A 17,850-nucleotide genomic window follows, 5' to 3' on the forward strand; every position below is an offset into this window, starting at 1 on the left:
GAAGGTAGAATTCATTCATTAAAGAAAACAGAGGAAGTAAAATTTAGGTATGGTGCTTTTTAAGCAATCAAAGATAAAAGTCAGTATTGCAATTGTCTCAACAAGATTTTATATAAATAATTGTGAATAGCACATTTTTAGATTTTACAGTTATCATTGGTAGCACAGTAGATTATTTTATTAGTATTTCATTATTAGTATCCCCCTTTTATAAAAATCGCGCAAATAAATACCTTTCTGTTTCATTATTCATATTAGCAAGTATCACTTTATTAGGTTGGTACAATGCAGAAAAAGGAATTTTTAGACTACTACAAATGATAATATATGACAAGAATACGCCTTTACCAGTTTACGGTTTAGAATCATTTCCTGATGGCGGATTAAGAACCTCTAATGAAGATATGATGAAATATATGATAGCTATGATAGCTGGCCAGAGAGGAGAAGAAAGCCTTTTGTTTAAGGAAAGCTATTATGATTTATTATTTGCAGAAACCTCTTCTAATTATTCTATATTTTGGGATATTGACCCGGGAGTAAATGCTTTCGGTCATAGTGGTGGAGATCCTGGTATTAGTTCTGAATTTCATTTTAGTGGGCCGGGAAATGCAGGTTTTTTTATATTGAGTAATTATGATGGCGTCTCTTCAGATAAACACTACGAACATTATGATGCGGTAATGGATGATATTAACGAAAGTATAAATATGTTCTTTTCCAATTAGATATTTTTTTAGGTGCAGATGAACTACTGCCAACAAAATTTAAAAGCTAGAGGGCAGCTTTAGCAATAACCTAAAAGTTCAGGTCTATTTGTAAAGTTGCTTTTTGTTTTACTTCTTAAAAATGTAAATTGTAAATCAAAAAAAGACCATTGGCTCGAGCCAATGGTATAAATTTCCTAAACCTAATGTTATTATACACCACCGTTAGCAGTTATATATAAAGACACCAGTGAATACGATAGATGTAAAAATAGATAAACAACTAATTAACAAAATGTTAGTGACCATTCCAGCAGGAACGGTAGATATGAGAGACGACAGAACTAAAGAAACCTGGTCGGTTGAGATAAATTCTTTTGAGCTCCTAAAATTCCCAATAACACAAGATTTATTCAAAGCGATAACAAACGAGAATCCTTCAACATTTAAGGGTGAAAGACTACCAGTAGAAACCATTTCCTGGATTGATGCTGTAAATTTTTGCAATAACCTATCTGAATCTTTAAGTAGAGACAAATGCTATGCGATTGACCTGGCAACAGAAAAAGTAACTTTCATTCCAAACTCTAATGGATTTCGATTGCCAACAGAAGCGGAATGGCAATATGCCTGTCAAGCAGGAGCTAAAGACATTCGGTACGGGGAATTGACAGAAGTTGCCTGGTTTAAAGACAACTCCAATAACCGGACACAAGAAGTCGGACAAAAAACACCTAACCAGTGGGGACTTTACGATATGTTGGGAAATGTTTGGGAATGGTGCTCAGATATCTATGACGAAACTGTTTACGGAACCTACCGTGTTTTCCGTGGTGGCGGCTGGTGCGATCAGGAAAGAAGCGTTATGGCGACAACCCGAAGAAGAAGTCATCCTTTCTCGTTCAAAATAGACGATCTGGGTTTTAGAATAGCAACTAACTCTAAAAAGTAAAAAACATCAGCTAATGAAAACTGCTATGAGAAGCCCTAAATGCCAAACTGGTTAACAGGCTTACTGAAACAGTGAGATATATTAAAAGTAATGATTGATTTAAAAACATTTTTCAATAGTTTATCACCAACCTCAACAGAAAGCCTGGAAAAGTTTTCGTTACTTTTCACCCCAAAGATTTTAAAAAAAGGTGACTACTTTATTACGGACGGACAAATAGCAAAGGAAATTGGTTTTTTAGAAAGTGGCATTATACGCGCCTTTTACAGAAACAATGAAGCCATTGAATACAACAAACATTTTTTCATAAACCCTTGCTTTATTGGAGGTTATGCTTCTCTCATTACTGGCACCCCCAATCAAATTATTCAACAGGCATTAACCGAATGTAAAATACAGGTGGCAAAGTTTGCAGACATACAAAACCTGTATGAAACCTCCCCTGACATTGAACGCTGTGCAAGAGTTTTAGCCGAACAGTTTTTTGTACAAAAAGAACAACGGGAAATTGAAATTGTATTATTGGATGCTGATAAGCGCTATGAAATATTTCAAAAAGCCTTTCCGCAGCTGGAACAAGAAATTCCGCAATACCATATTGCTTCTTATTTAGGCATTACACCAACTCAATTAAGCCGCATAAGAAAAAAACGTTCAGGCAAATAGCATTTATCAACCTATGTAAATGTTTAACTGCTCCCTATGTAGAATCTTTGTTTTTCAATAAAAAGGTTCTACATAAAAAAAAGCAGTATGAAAACAGATTTCTTTAACGACCAACTGGAGAATAACGCAATCCTTATTTCTCCTAATCAGGGTGAACGCTACGAAATAGGAAACAACTCTTTCACTTTTAAGCTAACCAGTGAACATTCCAATGATCAACTAGGGGTTTATGAAATTGCACTTGCACCTATGTCAATTGGAGCAAAGTTACATTATCATAGATATATGGATGAAACATTCATTGTTAAAAAAGGTATTTTGACATTTGAAACCTTCGAAAACACATTACAGGCAGAGGCCGGCTCTGTAGCCTATGCTCCACGATTTTCACCGCATGGCTTCAGAAATGATACAGAAGAGGAAGTTATTCTACTACTCATATTTAATCCCTCCTCTAAAAGAGAAGGATTTTTCAGGGGTTTACACGAAATACTTAATGATACACCTATCGATGCTGAAAAATACTTGAAACTCTATAACAAGTATGACAGCTACCCGGTGGACTGTTCTGATATGATTCCGACCAGAGAATAATTAATTTTTGATCGCCAGCATTTATCAACCTATGTAAATGCAATTGACTTTTTGTTTCCACAACTTTGATTATCAATTAAACAGAGCCTGTCAGGCAATTACGCGAGAATCAATGATATACATCTGGAAATCAGCAACAAACGATTACACCATTGTATAATCTAATTTTAGGTCCCATATAAAACAAAACAAAATGAAGAAGATAATTTTAATACTACTAGTGGCATTATCGCTAAACGCCCATGCTCAAAAAAAACATAATAATATGGAAAATCAGAAACCTTATACCATTTTGGTATTGATGAACGCAACACCACAATGGCTTACACTAAACAGAGATGAACGAAGTGATTTTGTTGAAAAAGAACTAACACCCATTTTCGTTCGAGTTAGCAAAACCGTAACTGTACAATTGTTTGACAGTGAGTATTTTCATGCGTCTGTTTCAGATTTTATGATTGTAAGTACTACCGATTTAGATGATTACAAGTTGTTCATTGAATTACTTCGTGATACTAAAGTGTATGGCGCTCCTTATTTTGAAATTAAGGACATTATTGTTGGGCAGGAGAACTTGTTTGAAGATTTTAACGAACGATTTAAAAAGGAAAAACAATGAGAACCACAGGAAACACAGTTTTAATTACAGGCGGTTCATCAGGAATTGGCTTGGTGTTGGCTAAGCGTTTTCTGGAACTCGGCAATAAAGTCATCATTACAGGAAGAGACAAAAACAAATTGGAAGAAATACATAATGATCTTCCGGAAATAAAGACATTTGCTGGCGATTTAACGGACAAAAATTCATTAGACGAGCTCGTTTTATTCATTGAGCAGCTACATGCTGAGCTGAATATTCTCATAAACAATGCAGCGGTTCAATACAACTACAGTTTTATTGATGAGCCAGAGCTGATTTACAAAATTGACTATGAGGTTTCCACAAACATATCAGCCCCCATAAAACTGACAGGTTTGTTGCTTCCATTATTGCTAAAAAACAATAATAGTGCAATAGTAAATGTTAGTAGCGGACTTTTTATTGCCCCAAAAAAATCCGCTTCGGTTTATTGTGCCAGTAAATCTGCTATTCATACTTTCAGTAAGACTTTGCGCTACCAGTTAGAAAATACGGGGACAAAAGTTTTTGAAATTATCCCTGCATTAATTGACACACCTATGACTAGTGGGCGGGGCAAATCCAAAATATCGCCTGAACAGTTAACTGATGAATTTTTCAAAAACTTTAAAAAAGACAAGGTTGAAAGTTATATCGGCAAAACGAAGCTGTTGAAATTCATCAATCGGCTTTCGCCTAAGCTTTCAGACAGCATCATGAAGAATGGATTATAAAATTTAAATACAACAAGTTATGAAACCTCTTATAGTATTACTTTCAGTGTTTGCTATTTCAATAGCAATAAACAGGATTTTTAGTGGAAACTATGAAATCGCTTTGTCGGCTAGAATCGCAATGTCCGTAATGCTTGTATTTACGGCAATAGCACACTTTGCTTTTACCAAAGGGATGTCTATGATGTTACCTGATTTTATTCCTTTCAAAACGGAAACAGTTTATGTGACGGGGATTATTGAAATTGCTGCAGCCATCGGCCTCTTTATTCCTAATCTCAGAATTATTACAGCGTGGTTATTGATTGCTTTTTTCATTCTCATTTTACCGGCCAATATATACGCAGCCCTAAAACATATTGACTACCAAAAAGGCACTTTTGAGGGTAATGGATTGGTGTATTTATGGTTCAGAGTACCCTTACAGGTTCTTTTTATTATATGGGTGTATTTTTCTACAATAAAAAGATAACAAAAGCCAGAATTGCTATAAAGACCTAATGTTAAACCGCCCTACAAGATAGCCGGCTTGTACTATCTAATCGCTACTTTAACAGTTTACAGCTATTAAAGTAGTGATTTGAACTGAGAGCTTGTTATTGTACTTACTAAGGATCAAACATTCATCATTTGTAAACCATATTTCAAAAAAAGTAAAGGCCTGCTATTTTCTGAGGCAATGACATATTAAATATTCATGTATTTTTAAAAAAACATTCCAACCTTTCTAAGGTCATTTTTGTCATCATTAAAACAAACACAAAAATTATGAAAACCAAAATCTACCTATTACTACTACCAGTAGTAATGTTTATGTCGTGCACTCAGGATGATGATTCCTCTCAGACCAAAACACTGGAATATGCCGATTTTGAATTAAAATTAAATCTAGAAATGACTTACAATTCTTTGCTAGAAGAATTTGGCGAACCTTCTAAGGATATTGGGAGCGGCATTCACATATATGTTTACCAATTAGTAGATGATACGGAAATATGGATCGGGTACACCAATAAAATTGAATATGCGAGACACATGGATAAAGATCAACAAATCATTAAAGAAATAATTTAAAGAGAAACAGCTTATACTCTAAACCATTCATTACATGATTGATAGAGTTACATCATAGAGATAACATATAGCTGAATTCATTTAGTCTTTTTATACGTTTTTCTTAACAGCTACCCCTACCTCGATTGTATTATCTTTTTTTAAACCGCAATTAAAGTTTGCTAAAAGTTAAAAGTTAAGAGTGAATTTTTAACTTTTAACTTTTAGCAAAAAAAGGGGATGGTGAAAAAAAATTTCTACAACTTTTAAAATAGAATCATGAAATTCAAAACTTTAACATTATTCCTTTTACTGGTAGCAACCAGCCGTTTATTGAGTCAAATTAGTTACGAGCCTATCCCCGGCTCATCCTCTGAAACCCTTCCCCCATTCACTGCAGTGAGTTATTCTTCTGTTGCCTGGGCCGATGTTGACAGTGATGGAGACCAGGATGTACTCATTACTGGTTTGGGTGCAGATAATAATGCGAGTGCCAGTTTGTACCTCAACGATGGCAACGGCAACTTTGCGCAAGTTAAAAATACCTCTTTTGAAGGAGTTGCATTTTCATCTATAGCCTTTGCAGATGTTGATGGTGATGGTGATCCGGACGTGTTAATCACGGGTAGAAATGTTAATAAGGTTCCTCTTGCCACATTATACAAAAATGATGGGCTTGGAAATTTTTCCAAAGTTGAAAACACACCCTTCGGAGGAGTTTACCATTCTTCCATTGCCTTTGCAGATATTGACGGTGATAAAGATCAGGATTTGCTGATTTCCGGAACCAATGACATTTCTAATACTTCCATTTTGTATTCTAATGATGGAGAGGGTAACTACACTATAGCAGATGACTCTTTTCCTGGTTTGGTCTATTCTTCCGTAGCATTTGATGACCTGGACGGAGATAATGATGCAGACCTAATTTTAACAGGTGCTGATTACTCAACTGGCCAATATATACCCAATACTATTGTCTATACCAATGATGGTAAAGGAACATTTAATGAATTGTTAAACTCAGGGTTGCATAATTTTGCCCATTCTTCACTGGCTATTGCAGATGTGGATGGAGATGATGATCTGGACGTATTTATCAGCGGACAAAATCTCAATCAGTCAATTTACTCATTTTTATATCTTAATGACGGAAATGCAAAGTTCACACATGTCACTACTAACAGTTTCATAGGTGTAATAGATCCTTCTATTGCTTTGGCGGATATCGATCTTGATGATGACGTAGATTTGATTATTTCAGGAACAGACACTGATAATATTACTCATCAACTGCTTTACACTAATGATGGTAGCGGTAATTTCACAATTGTTAACAACACTCCATTTGCAAGTGTGGGCAACTCCTCCATTGCTTTTGCAGATATAGATGGCGATAATTATCCGGATTTACTATCTACAGGTAGCCACGGACTTACAGAACCACCTAGCGCTGTGCTGTATAGAAATACTGGAAAAGGTATATTTAAACGTGTTATAGGCTCTTATTTTGCAGGCACTTCCAGCTCTGAAGCAAACTTTGTAGATGTTAATGGAGATGGCCATCAAGATGTGTTTACTAGCGGGTATAATAGCCAACTAGGTTATGAAGAGTTTTCATCAATGTTATATTTTGCCGATGGAGATGGCAATTTCACTGCTAACAGCAGTAATGATATAAAAGGTTTAATCCGTCCCTCCTCTGCATGGGGCGATGTGGATGGGGATGGAGATATGGATTTATTCATCTCGGGAGAAGGAGACTTCTCTTCTGCTTTTACTGCGTTATACATAAATGATGGAAAAGGTAATTTCACAGCGGCAAAGAACACATCCTTTGAGCAAGTACGGTATTCAAGCCTGGATTTAGCAGATATAGACGGGGATAAGGATCTGGATTTAATTGTAACCGGCATGAACTCATCTTTCCAACCAAGCACCACACTTTATACCAATGATGGAGCAGGTAGCTTTAACCGTGTTCAATTAACCACGCTTGAAAACGTTCAGTTTTCTGCTGCTGCTTTTGCTGATATAGATAATGATCAGGACAATGACCTTCTTATCAGTGGGTTGAATATCAATCAAAAACCAATTACCAGGTTATATACCAACGATGGTAAAGGCGTTTTCACTGAGCAGGAAAGTGCCGGGCTGGAAGGGTTAGTACTCTCTTCTGTGGCATTTGCGGATATAGACGGAGACCTGGATATTGACCTGCTTATAAGTGGAGATAACCGGAACAGCAAATGCAAAGCGACTCTTTACAAAAATGATGGGGCCGGACATTTCACTAAAGTAGAGAACACTCCCTTCATTGGTGTACAGCTGGGCTCCATCAAATTTGTAGATGTTGATGGAGATGCAGACCAGGATGTGCTCATCGCCGGTATGGATTATGATGAATTAGCAGTTACTGAACTGTATGCTAATGATGGCCAAGGAAACTTCACTAAAATGGAAAATACCCAATTGGAAGTAGTTAAAAATCCTTCGATTGCGTCAGCAGATATAGATGGTGATAAAATCCCTGAGCTTTTAATTACCGGACTGAGTAAGCGTGGCTCTGTGGCAATTCTTTACCGTAGTATAAACTCACCAACACCCTGTGGAGCCCCTATAGCCGATGCAGAAAATTTACCTACCCTTATGGGTGTTTGCCAGATTGAAATGCCTGAAGCCCCCACAGCAACCAACGGGTGTGGAAATATAATAACAGGAGTTGCCGATATACAGTTTCCCATTACAGATGCCAGCATTAAAGAAGTCACCTGGACTTTTGCCAATGGAAGTGGGGCACCGAGCTCGCAAACGCAAGCTGTGAAACTTGCCGGGTTATCAGCATCAATTACTTCAGATAATGGAACCCTGTCAGTAGATGTAGATAACGCTATCTACCAATGGCTAGACTGTAGTAACAACATGACTATTATTGATGGAGAAACTAATCAAACTTTCCAACCAGTTAAAGCAGGCAGTTATGCCGTAAAGGTTACGGTAGATGGTTGTTCTGTTATATCTGAGTGCGAGGAAATAGTAGTAACAAGTATAGTTGAGAACACTTTCTCAGGTGAGGCTAGTATTGCCCCTAACCCTACCCAAGGCAGGTTTAAAATTATACTGGATAAGCCATATCCATTAACTATGGTCACTGTATACAATGCTAATGGGCAAGTTGTAAGTCAAAAACAATTTAGCTTTCAAAAACAGGAGATGCTCAACTTAGAACAACCCAGTGGATTGTATCTTGTTAAGATTTCTAATGGAGAAGAACATGCACTCATTCGTGTAGTAAAAGAATGATTTGATAATGGCCGAAAAGATGAACCTGTTCGGCCATTATTTAAAAATTTGATTTGAAGCTATTTAAAAATTTCACCAGTCGTCATCACTAACAATGTTAGCAGTTATTTGAAGTTTAGCAGGTTCAAGTAAGTCATCACTATCATTATCCTGAAATATTCTAGTATAAAAAACTGCAGTGGACTTATAAATGCCTTCTGGATAATATTGAGATACTTGAACGTTTACATTCGCACTTTCACCGGGTTTTAAGCCTCCACCAGGAAGACTTCTATCTACAGTAATTGGCCATTCAGAAGGCGCAGGTGTAATTACCGGACTTACATCTTCATAGGTTGTGGCTTTTTGGAAATTTATGATATGATTCCCCTGATTAGTCCATTTTGTTATGCCTGTAAAATATGGGGAAGTACCTTGTGTAACATCTGGTGTAGTAACAGAAATAGCTTCTAATTTCACCGGATTTATCACATCTACAATTACTGCTGTTGTTTTCCGCTTATCGCCATTTCTATCCTCTACTGTCAAATTAAAAACTTTGGGGTATTTAAAATCGAAACTTGTATCCTCTGCAGGATATTCAATACCTGGCCCAGGGCTAGACGATTCCTGAGAGTAATATAGCTTAGTCCCATCAAAAGCAACAGTGGGGATCAAATCTGTAAAATCTGTTCCTGAAGGCACAAACAAGTATATCTTATCTAGCCCTGAAGCTTCTACTGTTTTTGAAATTGTTACATCATCTGGCAAATTTGGATTTTTACTCTTCTCAAAAGTAAAACTTGTTATTCTAAGTGTTTCAGGAACAAGCACTTCTTCCTTTACAATGCTCACCTCATAATGCAGAATATCTGTATTAGTAGCTATAGCACTGATTGTAAATACATGTACTTTTTCATTTTCGAAAGACAAAAGCTCGTCATTACCCGGAGCTATACTAAATTTACTTAAATCAAGTTCCTGGGATGTTATGGATGCGGCTATTTCGTCCAAAGAAGTTCTAGCAGGCACTATTATTTTGATCTCTCCAAACTTTGTTTCTTTGTTATTAATAATTTCCGGGTCAGTAATATTAATTTCAGTAACATCAACACCAAATAATGGAAAATCTGATAGTTTGGCTTCTTCAATATTGACCTCCGGTGGAGTAATATCTGTATCATCTGAAGAATGGCAACTCACTAGTAAAAATAAAGAGAAGAAAGTGATAGATAAGAATAGTGATCTGATGTTTGATATCATGCTATTTAATATTTGTGTTGATTGATTTATTGTAAATATTGTGAATGTTTGACATTACTTTTTATGACCAATTTTTAATGGTATTCCAAGGCTAATCCCAATACGCGATCCTTTCATTAAGTATACAGCCCTATCGTTGTACATTGAAGTAAAAGGTAATTCCAGGTAAGGAGACACTACCATGAGGAATCCATGAATATTCACTGGGTTTTCAACCCCCATTTGTACAGACCCCATTATTATATTTCTGTCAAAAACATGGCCTGATTGATTTAAGTTGGTTTGTGATGATATCAACTTCATGAGCCTAAAATCAGCAAAAAGGCTCCTATCAACAGAAAATAGTTTCAGTCTATGAAGAAAGCCTATATTTATTCCCACATATTGTGTACTATTTTGAACTTCATTTTGTGAGGCATTCATAAATGTGTTTACCTCAAATCCTTCGGGGGTTACATTTATTACTTCTGCACTATCGGCTATAAGTGGAGTGTAGCTATAAACAATATTATCTCTCAAATTTAACCAGCTAACTCCTCCGGAAATTGATGTCCGGTTACTTAACTTATACCTTGCGGAAAAGGAAAACTCATACCCCACATTTCCCATAGAAAACTCATTTAGGTTATCCAGTGATGATATATAAAGCAGGTCATTTTGAGGCATAATACGCTTAAAGTTATAATTAACATCAGCTGCCAGCAACAAAGACCAATTTGATTCATTTTCCTCCTTCTTGTCCTCTACTTGATATTCTTCTTTTGTTTGTTCTTCATTTGTAATGGACTTTTCAAGCGCTAATGAATCATTCGTTAAAAAAGATTTTTTGTCTTCTAATCTATAGCCCTGTTGTTCATTACTCTTACTTTCTTCACTATTGGCTGTTCTAAGATGAGAGGTATCATTAATGCCTAAAATTGCTGAATTTGTTTTATTTAATAGAATAGTTTCTGATGTACTGTCATTATATAAATCAGAGCTCTGCCTATTGATAACTTCCTTATGCTTAAATTTGATAGTATCCTCTTCAGTATAGGAAGTATCGTTCACATCTGATTTAAAATAGTCATTCGAATCGTAAATTCTATTTACTCTATTATCGTCATTCTCTAATTTTGTCATTATAATTTTATCATTGTCTTTCCTGTCAGTTATATCTCTTTCATTTATAGAAGTAGCTTGTTGTACCATTCCTTCTTCATCAACATCAGTAAATTGCTCCTTTTTTGGAACAACTTCACTTGAAGTATTCCCGGTGCTGTCATCTGAACTATTTCCACGAACCTTCTTACTTTCAGTTAGTTCATCGCTAACATTGGTTTTAGATGAAAAACTCAAAGACTTAGAAACCTGATTATACGATGACAGCGCTTGTGCCTTTTCAGGAGAATTTGCGATGCGATCATTAACCGAAGCCTCATTACTTTTTTGAGACTGAGTATCTACAAATTGACTTTTCTGAGAGTTGATTTCTCGGTAGTTACTATCAGTTAAATACGCTGCAGAATCAATGGTTCTATTATGGCTAAATTGGGATTCAGAATTATTTACCTCTTCATTTGATTGTTGATTATTACCAGCTACCTCATCTGTAAAATCGATTTTCGGTTTTTTTTCTAAATCCGTAAAACTGGCATCAATGAAATAGTAACCTGCCCCTGTTAATAATAATAGAAGCAGTGCCGATAAAGCATACCATCTTTTGTTGAAATTATCTTTAGCATCTAGACGCTGGTTTAATTTTTCCCAACCATCGGCAGGCGGAACATCTTCCCAGCTCTCAAATCTATCCCTAAAGTGATTTCCGAATTTATCCTCTTCGAGCGATCGACTCATAGCTTACTTTATTAAAATGATTAATTCTTAACTTCATAAGGTTCTTCGCCCTGGAAAGTTGGGATTTTGAAGTACCTTCAGAAACATTCAATTTCTCTGCTATTTCCTTATGACTATAACCTTCTATGGTATACAAGTTAAATACAAGCTTGCAGCCAATAGGCAGATCACTTATTAACTTTAGCAACTCCTGCATACTTAACTTGCTTAATATATTCTCATAGTCCTGATTATGACTCTCCTCGTATACATACTCAATGGACAGATTATCAGTATACTTTTTATGCTTATGATAATAATTAATGGCAGTATTAACAGTAACTCTTCTTACCCAGGCATCTAAAGATTGTATCTCATCATTTGTCTTTTTTAGTGAAGAATATATATTGATAAAAGCTTCCTGAAAAATATCATCAGCATCCTCTCTTGCTATAGCATATCTTCTACATACTCCTATAACTTTAGGGGCATATAGATGGTACAAAGACTCCTGAGATTTACGATTGTTTTTTCTGCAACCCTTTATCAGCTCCTGTTTCATGCGTAAAAAAGGTAAACCAATACCTTATTTCTTTTTTGTTTATTGTTCAACTTTAATAATTACAGTCGCTTCGCTGCATACATTATTGTAGCATATGCTATAATAAAAGGTATCAACACCGGAATTTGCGAAACTCTCGTTTGGTGTATATCTGATCATCTCTAAATCGTAGTAGGTCACATTCCCGTGTGCTGCCTGGTCATAAACTGAAATATACAGTTGATTATAATTAAGACCTTCCAGGTCATCATTACCAAAAATATCATCCATCGTAAAATCAAGGCTTAGATAGGTAGAATCCATAGCTGCGTAGAACTCCTGCCAAGTAGCAAAAGTGATCGTGTCATTAATGGCCTGAATCTGCCCATCATTATACTCTGGCACTGAAATGTTTACTATAGCTGTAGAGCAGATATTCTCATAACATATTTGGTACTCGAAACTTGCAGTGCCATTAAATTCAGATGAAGTAGTAAAATTAAAGACTCCATTTTCATAGCTTCCAGACCCATTCACAGAATTAGACATAGTTACTGATAAGTCAGCAGCAGGGATAGTAAATAATTCATCATTAGAAAGTATTTGTTCAAGCGTAAAAGTGAGAAGTGCTTGATCTCCCCAATCGTCAGTTTTAGTGATATATTCTTCATAAGTGTATTCGAATATGTCATTATTAGCTTTCAAGGCGATAACCTGCTCTTTCACAATATCTACAATGCCGTACTTTATCAGTTCCGGATTCTCGTTTGTTGCCACCCCATAGATAAACTGATCGGTTTCAACGTTTTCATTAGTGGCAGTATATAAAACTTTACCATCACTTATTTCTACAGTTCCTTGTACAGGTGATTCTTCAATTTTTAAAGAAGTAATATCAAAGGTCTCATCACAGGCTATATCATTAGCTAATACATCAATTATAATTGAGTTCTCTAACAAAGTAGATTTATCATATACAGCCCTGGTTATACAGCTACTCCCGGCATCAGCATACTTGAACTCTACTTTACTCTCATCGCATTTAGTATTGATGCAGGCAGTGTAGTTTAAGGAATCAGCTCCTGTAATGAAATCCTGATTTGGAATATATTTCAGTAACCCTGTTGAAGTAATTGAAGCAGTACCTTTTAGAGGTTGCTTTGTAATACTTATAGAAGCATTGCCTGTAAGTTGGGTGGACTGCAGCAAGTCCAAAATAACAGGAGAACCCGGTGTAAGCGACATAACCACATCACTTGTATTTTTCAACTGATCCTTATCAGGGTAAACATCATTCTCAAAGGAATCACACCCTGCGAATACTAATAGTATTAGAAGTAAACTCCAAGTAACTTTGTTCTTCATCAGCATAGAAAATGATTTAAATGAATTTAATCTCTTAGCCCTATATCTTTAGTCAGTTAGAAAGACAAAAAGGTTGGAATAGATATTAAAATAGTATTCCAACCTTTAATACTTTACCAACCACTGCCCCAGTCCTCCCTCTGAACTGTGACGATTATACTAGAGTTATAAACTTTGCCTTCATATTTTATACTGTATTCAATAGTTACCTCGTACCCGTTCTCACGCGCATCTTCATAACTATACTCTCCTACAAAATTTATAGTACCTTCGCTATCTACAGTTACTTCACCGTTAGATGGCTGCTGAACCTCTAATTCAATATCGTTAAAAGATAAGCCTCCCAGTTCATCCTGACTTACAAAATCCGAAAACTCATATGATAATGTCGCAGTTATTTCTCCCATAATTATTTGAGTATGGTTCCTGTTAAATTCATTATATCCATATTTAAAAGAATCCGGAGATAAATGGATGGTGCTCTTATCAAAATCTTCCACTCTTATAGTTATAGTACCATTATAGCACTCATCATCCTTACATATCTCGTATTCAAATGAATCTTCCCCATCAAAATCATCATTAGGATAATAGGAAATATAATAAGGGAAATCCCAGGAAGATGGATCATTGTAAATTTTAGTGCTACCAAAAGAGGGCTCAGAGATTACTCTTAGCTTTGTAATATCAATACCTTCAAATTTACTTTTATAAACATTTAATTCTTTAGGGTATATGGAAAGCTCCTCACCATTGGTTTTCTCGAACCATTCTTCATTCGTAAACTCTAAAATATCCTCAGCCACTGGTGTAGGTTCTTCATCGGGAGTTTCCTCTCCTTCAGGCTTCTGATAACCATTTACCTTAATAGTTACTTTTGCCTTACTACATTCACCATTTTTACAAATCTGATATTCAAAAGAGTCTTCTCCGTTAAAATCATCATTAGGAAAATAAAACACTAAGAGCTGCTCTGACTTGTTTACCGTGCCAAATGAAGGTTGGGTCACCAATTCAAATTGTAGGTTACTACTACCACCCTCAAGTAGCTCATCATTTTCAAGTAACTTTTGTATATCATATGTGGCATAATAGATATCCGCTTCTTCCCATTCAGTAAAATCAATCCATTCTTCATTGGAATATTCGAAGGAATCATCTACTGCTAGTATACTTTTAGATTCTGGCGTTTCAGGTTCTATTTCATCATCATCACATGAAGTAAACAAAAGAGAACTGAATATGAAGCCTAAAAAAAATATCTTATTAAGATTATCTATAATTTTCATTGTTTTTTAATTATGCTTTGGAAGATTATTATTTAATACAATGTGCGCACAATAATATAGTCAGAGGTTAGATTCAAAAGGTTGGAACAAGTTGTGATTTTATTATCTTTTTATTTTAAAAATATATCATTAATGAGTACTGATAGCCAATAAACTTCTAAAGTTATTTCCACCTAATCATAATAATTATCAGCAATAGCTGATAATTATTACCGACATTAAAATAAAAACAGTTTGAACTAAGAGGAATCGAAAACTAATTAATAAATTTCTATAAACGAATGAAGATACTGCAATGCTAAAGTTGAACTAAAGAAATATAGGTATCTATACAACAGTTTATATTACCTAAACTAAACGCTCAAAACGCATAAGTAATTTTACAAAAGCACGTTAGTATTACCGGGAAACCACCTATCAGTCAAATTTTTTATTTCCAATTTTGCATTCTCAAGAATAGAGTTTAACTGATCTCTATTTTGGTCAACCCCAAAAGCTGAAATCTGTTCCGAAGAAATACCCATAAAATCATAATTCTGTTTGAGGGTTGAGGAAGCATACTCTTTAATATTATCAGAAAGGCTATAATCAAACCCACTTACCATAATAGACAAAGCTTTTTTGTTATTGCAAAGACCTTTAAAACCTGTTTCAGGGCTAAAAGAAAATGTTTTATCTTTTACAACAATTGCGTCTATCCAAGCCTTCACTGTGGCAGGCATGGTAAAATTGTAAATAGGAAATGCTAATACAATGTTGTCCGCCTCAAGCACATCTTCAATCAGTTTGTGATGATTAGATAAAATTGAGAGCTCAGTTTCAGAAAAATCTCTTTTGCCCATATTCCATTCCATAATCAAATTCAGGTTTTTGGTCAGTAATAAATCTGGTGGAGTCTCTACTAAATTCAGGTATTTAATGGTCGTCTTATTTTTAGCTAGTTTAACAAATTCGTCAAATAAAACTTTGGTGTAAGAACCGTTACGAGGAGTGTAATTAATTACTAGTGTTTGTGTCATAATTGTATCATTTTCAACAAATATAAATCGAACCTATTAATAATATTAATTATTTTTGTTTGCTCATTAATAACATATATTATGATTAATTTGGAATGGATAAGAACTTTTAGCGCTATTTATGAATGCAATAACATTACAGAAGCGTCAAAAAAGTTAAACTTAACTCAGCCTGGTGTTAGCAAGCATTTATCTGCTTTGGAAAATCATATAGGTAAAAAATTATTTGAAAGAACTACTCGAAAGCTAATACCCACCGAATATGGAAAATTCTTATACCAGCAAATCAGCACGCCATTACATCAATTAGAAAAGGTAGAGAATTATGCAAGTCAAAGAGCCAAAAAAGTAAGAGCTGCGATAACCATTGGTTGTACCAGAGATTTTTTTAATCAAGAATTAAGGAATAAAATCTATTCTTTTGATATGTATATAGTGACTCATTTTGGCAGTGAAAAGGAGCTTATTGAGGCACTTGAGTCAGATAAAATTCAATTATTGGTTGGAATAAAAAAGCATAATATTTACGACCATCAATTCACTTTTATTAAGAATGAAGTTTTAGAGTTAATAAGCTCAACTGCTATTGATATACCCATTGAAATTAAAAATAATGACAATCAACTGATAGCATGGTTGCAGAAACAAACCTGGTTTGTGTATGATAATGATCAGGCAGATCTTAAGAAATTTTGGAAAACTCATTTTAATACCAAGCCTAAAGTAATACCAAGATATATATTACCCTCTTATATAGATATAATAGAAGTTTTAAAAAACAATGCAGGATTAGGTGTTGTACCGAGCCAATTATGTGAAGAAGAATTAAAAAACAACCTGATTAAGAGAGTTATTAAATCTGCTAAAATCACTGAGCAAAATTTGTTTTATTCTTACAAACTTAAAAATAGTAATTTACGTGAAATCAATCAATTTATGGAAGGACTTAATAAAACTAATAAATAATAGAATTGTTCAAAAAAAATCGTTTTAAATTTATTCTTTGAGGAATAAATACAATGATAAAAAACAGATTTCATATTGACTTAAAGGGAAGAACAGTTATTGAGAAACTAAAAGTTATTCCTCCTTTGCGTCAAAATCCGGTTTTTCAAAATGAAGCTTGTTTCCTGTATTTTAATGAAGGTGGTTCTCATGTCTCTGCCCCAACAGAAAAAATTACCCTTAAAGAGAAGGAAAGTGTTTTACTAAAATGTGGAACCTACTTCGCTGATCTTTTTCAAAATAGTGCTACGGGTATTTGTGAAGTATGCGTAATTCACTTTTTCCTTGACATCCTTGAAAGAATATTTAAAGAAGAAATTCCATTTTTTCTGAAACAACAAAAATCCAGTAAATATACGTACAGCCTTTCCCGGAAAAATGTCATTGACCATTTTATAGAAAGTCTTGATTTTTATTTCGACAATCCTGAGATGGCAAAAGAAGAAATACTCTATCTCAAAATCAAGGAACTTGTTTTACTGCTGCTACATACTGAAGCGGCAGATACCATTCTGGAGTTGTATAGTTATTTATTTACCCCCCAAAAAGCCAGCATTGCCGATGTAGTAGAGTCTCACCTTTATTCGAATCTAAGTTTGGAACAGATGGCGCTTCTGGCTGGCCAAAGCCTTTCTACTTTTAAAAGGGAATTTAAAAAGCATTTCGATGATACTCCGGCCAATTATATTCGCAATAAACGTCTAAAAAAAGCAGCAGACTTGTTGTCTCATTCTTCGCTCGCAATAAGTGAAATAAGCTTTCAAATTGGCTATGAAGACAGAGCTCCTATTTCTCACGTCTTTTCTATCAGAAATTTGATATTCTGCCTTCTGATTTCAGGAAAGCTCATAAAAAATAAGTCGCTCTCATGAATTGAACCATAAGTCCTGTTATCTGGACTTTTCATCACAGCTGCAGGGAATACCTAGACTATATCTTTGTTAAA

General features: G+C 35.0%; 17 protein-coding genes. 11 read left to right on the top strand and 6 right to left on the bottom strand.

All coding sequences use genetic code 11. The features are described from left to right. Positions 1-122: 122 nt before the first annotated feature. The 9 genes from IEV85_RS04450 to IEV85_RS04490 all read left to right on the top strand — a co-directional run bounded on the left by IEV85_RS04450 (position 123) and on the right by IEV85_RS04490 (position 8,628). Positions 123-728, top strand: a complete 606-nt coding sequence (locus tag IEV85_RS04450) for a serine hydrolase domain-containing protein (RefSeq protein WP_188460593.1) — start codon at positions 123-125, stop codon at positions 726-728. Positions 729-957: 229 nt separating this feature from the next. Continuing rightward, positions 958-1,659 carry a formylglycine-generating enzyme family protein gene (locus tag IEV85_RS04455; protein WP_229712505.1) on the top strand — a complete coding sequence of 234 codons (702 nt, stop codon included), beginning with the start codon at positions 958-960 and terminating at the stop codon, positions 1,657-1,659. A gap of 90 nt (positions 1,660-1,749) precedes the next feature. Further along, complete coding sequence (locus IEV85_RS04460) at positions 1,750-2,325, top strand: Crp/Fnr family transcriptional regulator (RefSeq protein ID WP_188460594.1); 576 nt, start codon at positions 1,750-1,752, stop codon at positions 2,323-2,325. Between the two features lie 87 nt (positions 2,326-2,412). Continuing rightward, positions 2,413-2,919 carry a cupin domain-containing protein gene (locus IEV85_RS04465; protein WP_188460595.1) on the top strand — a complete coding sequence of 169 codons (507 nt, stop codon included), beginning with the start codon at positions 2,413-2,415 and terminating at the stop codon, positions 2,917-2,919. A 193-nt stretch (positions 2,920-3,112) separates the two neighbouring features. Further along, positions 3,113-3,538 carry a darcynin family protein gene (locus IEV85_RS04470; protein WP_188460596.1) on the top strand — a complete coding sequence of 142 codons (426 nt, stop codon included), beginning with the start codon at positions 3,113-3,115 and terminating at the stop codon, positions 3,536-3,538. Then, complete coding sequence (locus tag IEV85_RS04475; RefSeq protein WP_188460597.1) at positions 3,535-4,272, top strand: SDR family oxidoreductase; 738 nt, start codon at positions 3,535-3,537, stop codon at positions 4,270-4,272. The genes IEV85_RS04470 and IEV85_RS04475 overlap by 4 nt, the downstream gene beginning before the upstream one ends. 19 nt (positions 4,273-4,291) lie before the next feature. After that, on the top strand, positions 4,292-4,744 hold the full coding sequence (locus IEV85_RS04480) for a DoxX family protein (RefSeq protein ID WP_188460598.1): 453 nt from the start codon (positions 4,292-4,294) through the stop codon (positions 4,742-4,744). A 296-nt stretch (positions 4,745-5,040) separates the two neighbouring features. Then, positions 5,041-5,346, top strand: a complete 306-nt coding sequence (locus IEV85_RS04485) for a hypothetical protein (protein ID WP_188460599.1) — start codon at positions 5,041-5,043, stop codon at positions 5,344-5,346. A 258-nt stretch (positions 5,347-5,604) separates the two neighbouring features. Next, entirely contained in the window at positions 5,605-8,628 is a 3,024-nt protein-coding gene (locus IEV85_RS04490; RefSeq protein WP_188460600.1) for a T9SS type A sorting domain-containing protein, read from the top strand. Between the two features lie 72 nt (positions 8,629-8,700). Here the strand turns inward: IEV85_RS04490 and IEV85_RS04495 are convergent, their stop codons facing one another. The 6 genes from IEV85_RS04495 to IEV85_RS04520 all read right to left on the bottom strand — a co-directional run bounded on the left by IEV85_RS04495 (position 8,701) and on the right by IEV85_RS04520 (position 15,899). Beyond that, on the bottom strand, positions 8,701-9,870 hold the full coding sequence (locus IEV85_RS04495) for a hypothetical protein (protein WP_188460601.1): 1,170 nt from the start codon (positions 9,868-9,870) through the stop codon (positions 8,701-8,703). Between the two features lie 54 nt (positions 9,871-9,924). Next, entirely contained in the window at positions 9,925-11,706 is a 1,782-nt protein-coding gene (locus tag IEV85_RS04500; RefSeq protein WP_188460602.1) for a hypothetical protein, read from the bottom strand. After that, entirely contained in the window at positions 11,681-12,247 is a 567-nt protein-coding gene (locus tag IEV85_RS04505) for an RNA polymerase sigma factor (RefSeq protein WP_188460603.1), read from the bottom strand. Before IEV85_RS04505 ends, IEV85_RS04500 begins: the two co-directional genes overlap by 26 nt. A 39-nt stretch (positions 12,248-12,286) precedes the next feature. Beyond that, positions 12,287-13,591: an Ig-like domain-containing protein gene (locus tag IEV85_RS04510; protein WP_188460604.1), complete on the bottom strand. Its 1,305-nt coding sequence runs from the start codon at positions 13,589-13,591 to the stop codon at positions 12,287-12,289. Positions 13,592-13,704: 113 nt separating this feature from the next. Then, on the bottom strand, positions 13,705-14,880 hold the full coding sequence (locus IEV85_RS04515) for an Ig-like domain-containing protein (protein ID WP_188460605.1): 1,176 nt from the start codon (positions 14,878-14,880) through the stop codon (positions 13,705-13,707). Between the two features lie 380 nt (positions 14,881-15,260). Next, positions 15,261-15,899, bottom strand: coding sequence for an NAD(P)H-dependent oxidoreductase (locus IEV85_RS04520; protein ID WP_188460606.1), 639 nt, complete (start codon positions 15,897-15,899; stop codon positions 15,261-15,263). 81 nt (positions 15,900-15,980) lie between these two features. Between IEV85_RS04520 and IEV85_RS04525 the strand changes: the two genes are divergently transcribed. Together IEV85_RS04525 and IEV85_RS04530 are read left to right on the top strand one after the other, a co-directional pair. Continuing rightward, positions 15,981-16,865: a LysR family transcriptional regulator gene (locus IEV85_RS04525; protein WP_188460607.1), complete on the top strand. Its 885-nt coding sequence runs from the start codon at positions 15,981-15,983 to the stop codon at positions 16,863-16,865. Positions 16,866-16,918: 53 nt separating this feature from the next. After that, complete coding sequence (locus tag IEV85_RS04530; protein ID WP_229712506.1) at positions 16,919-17,776, top strand: helix-turn-helix domain-containing protein; 858 nt, start codon at positions 16,919-16,921, stop codon at positions 17,774-17,776. The last annotated feature ends 74 nt before the right edge of the window (positions 17,777-17,850 follow it).

The organism is Marivirga lumbricoides (genome assembly GCF_014636295.1).
GTDB lineage: Bacteria > Bacteroidota > Bacteroidia > Cytophagales > Cyclobacteriaceae > Marivirga > Marivirga lumbricoides.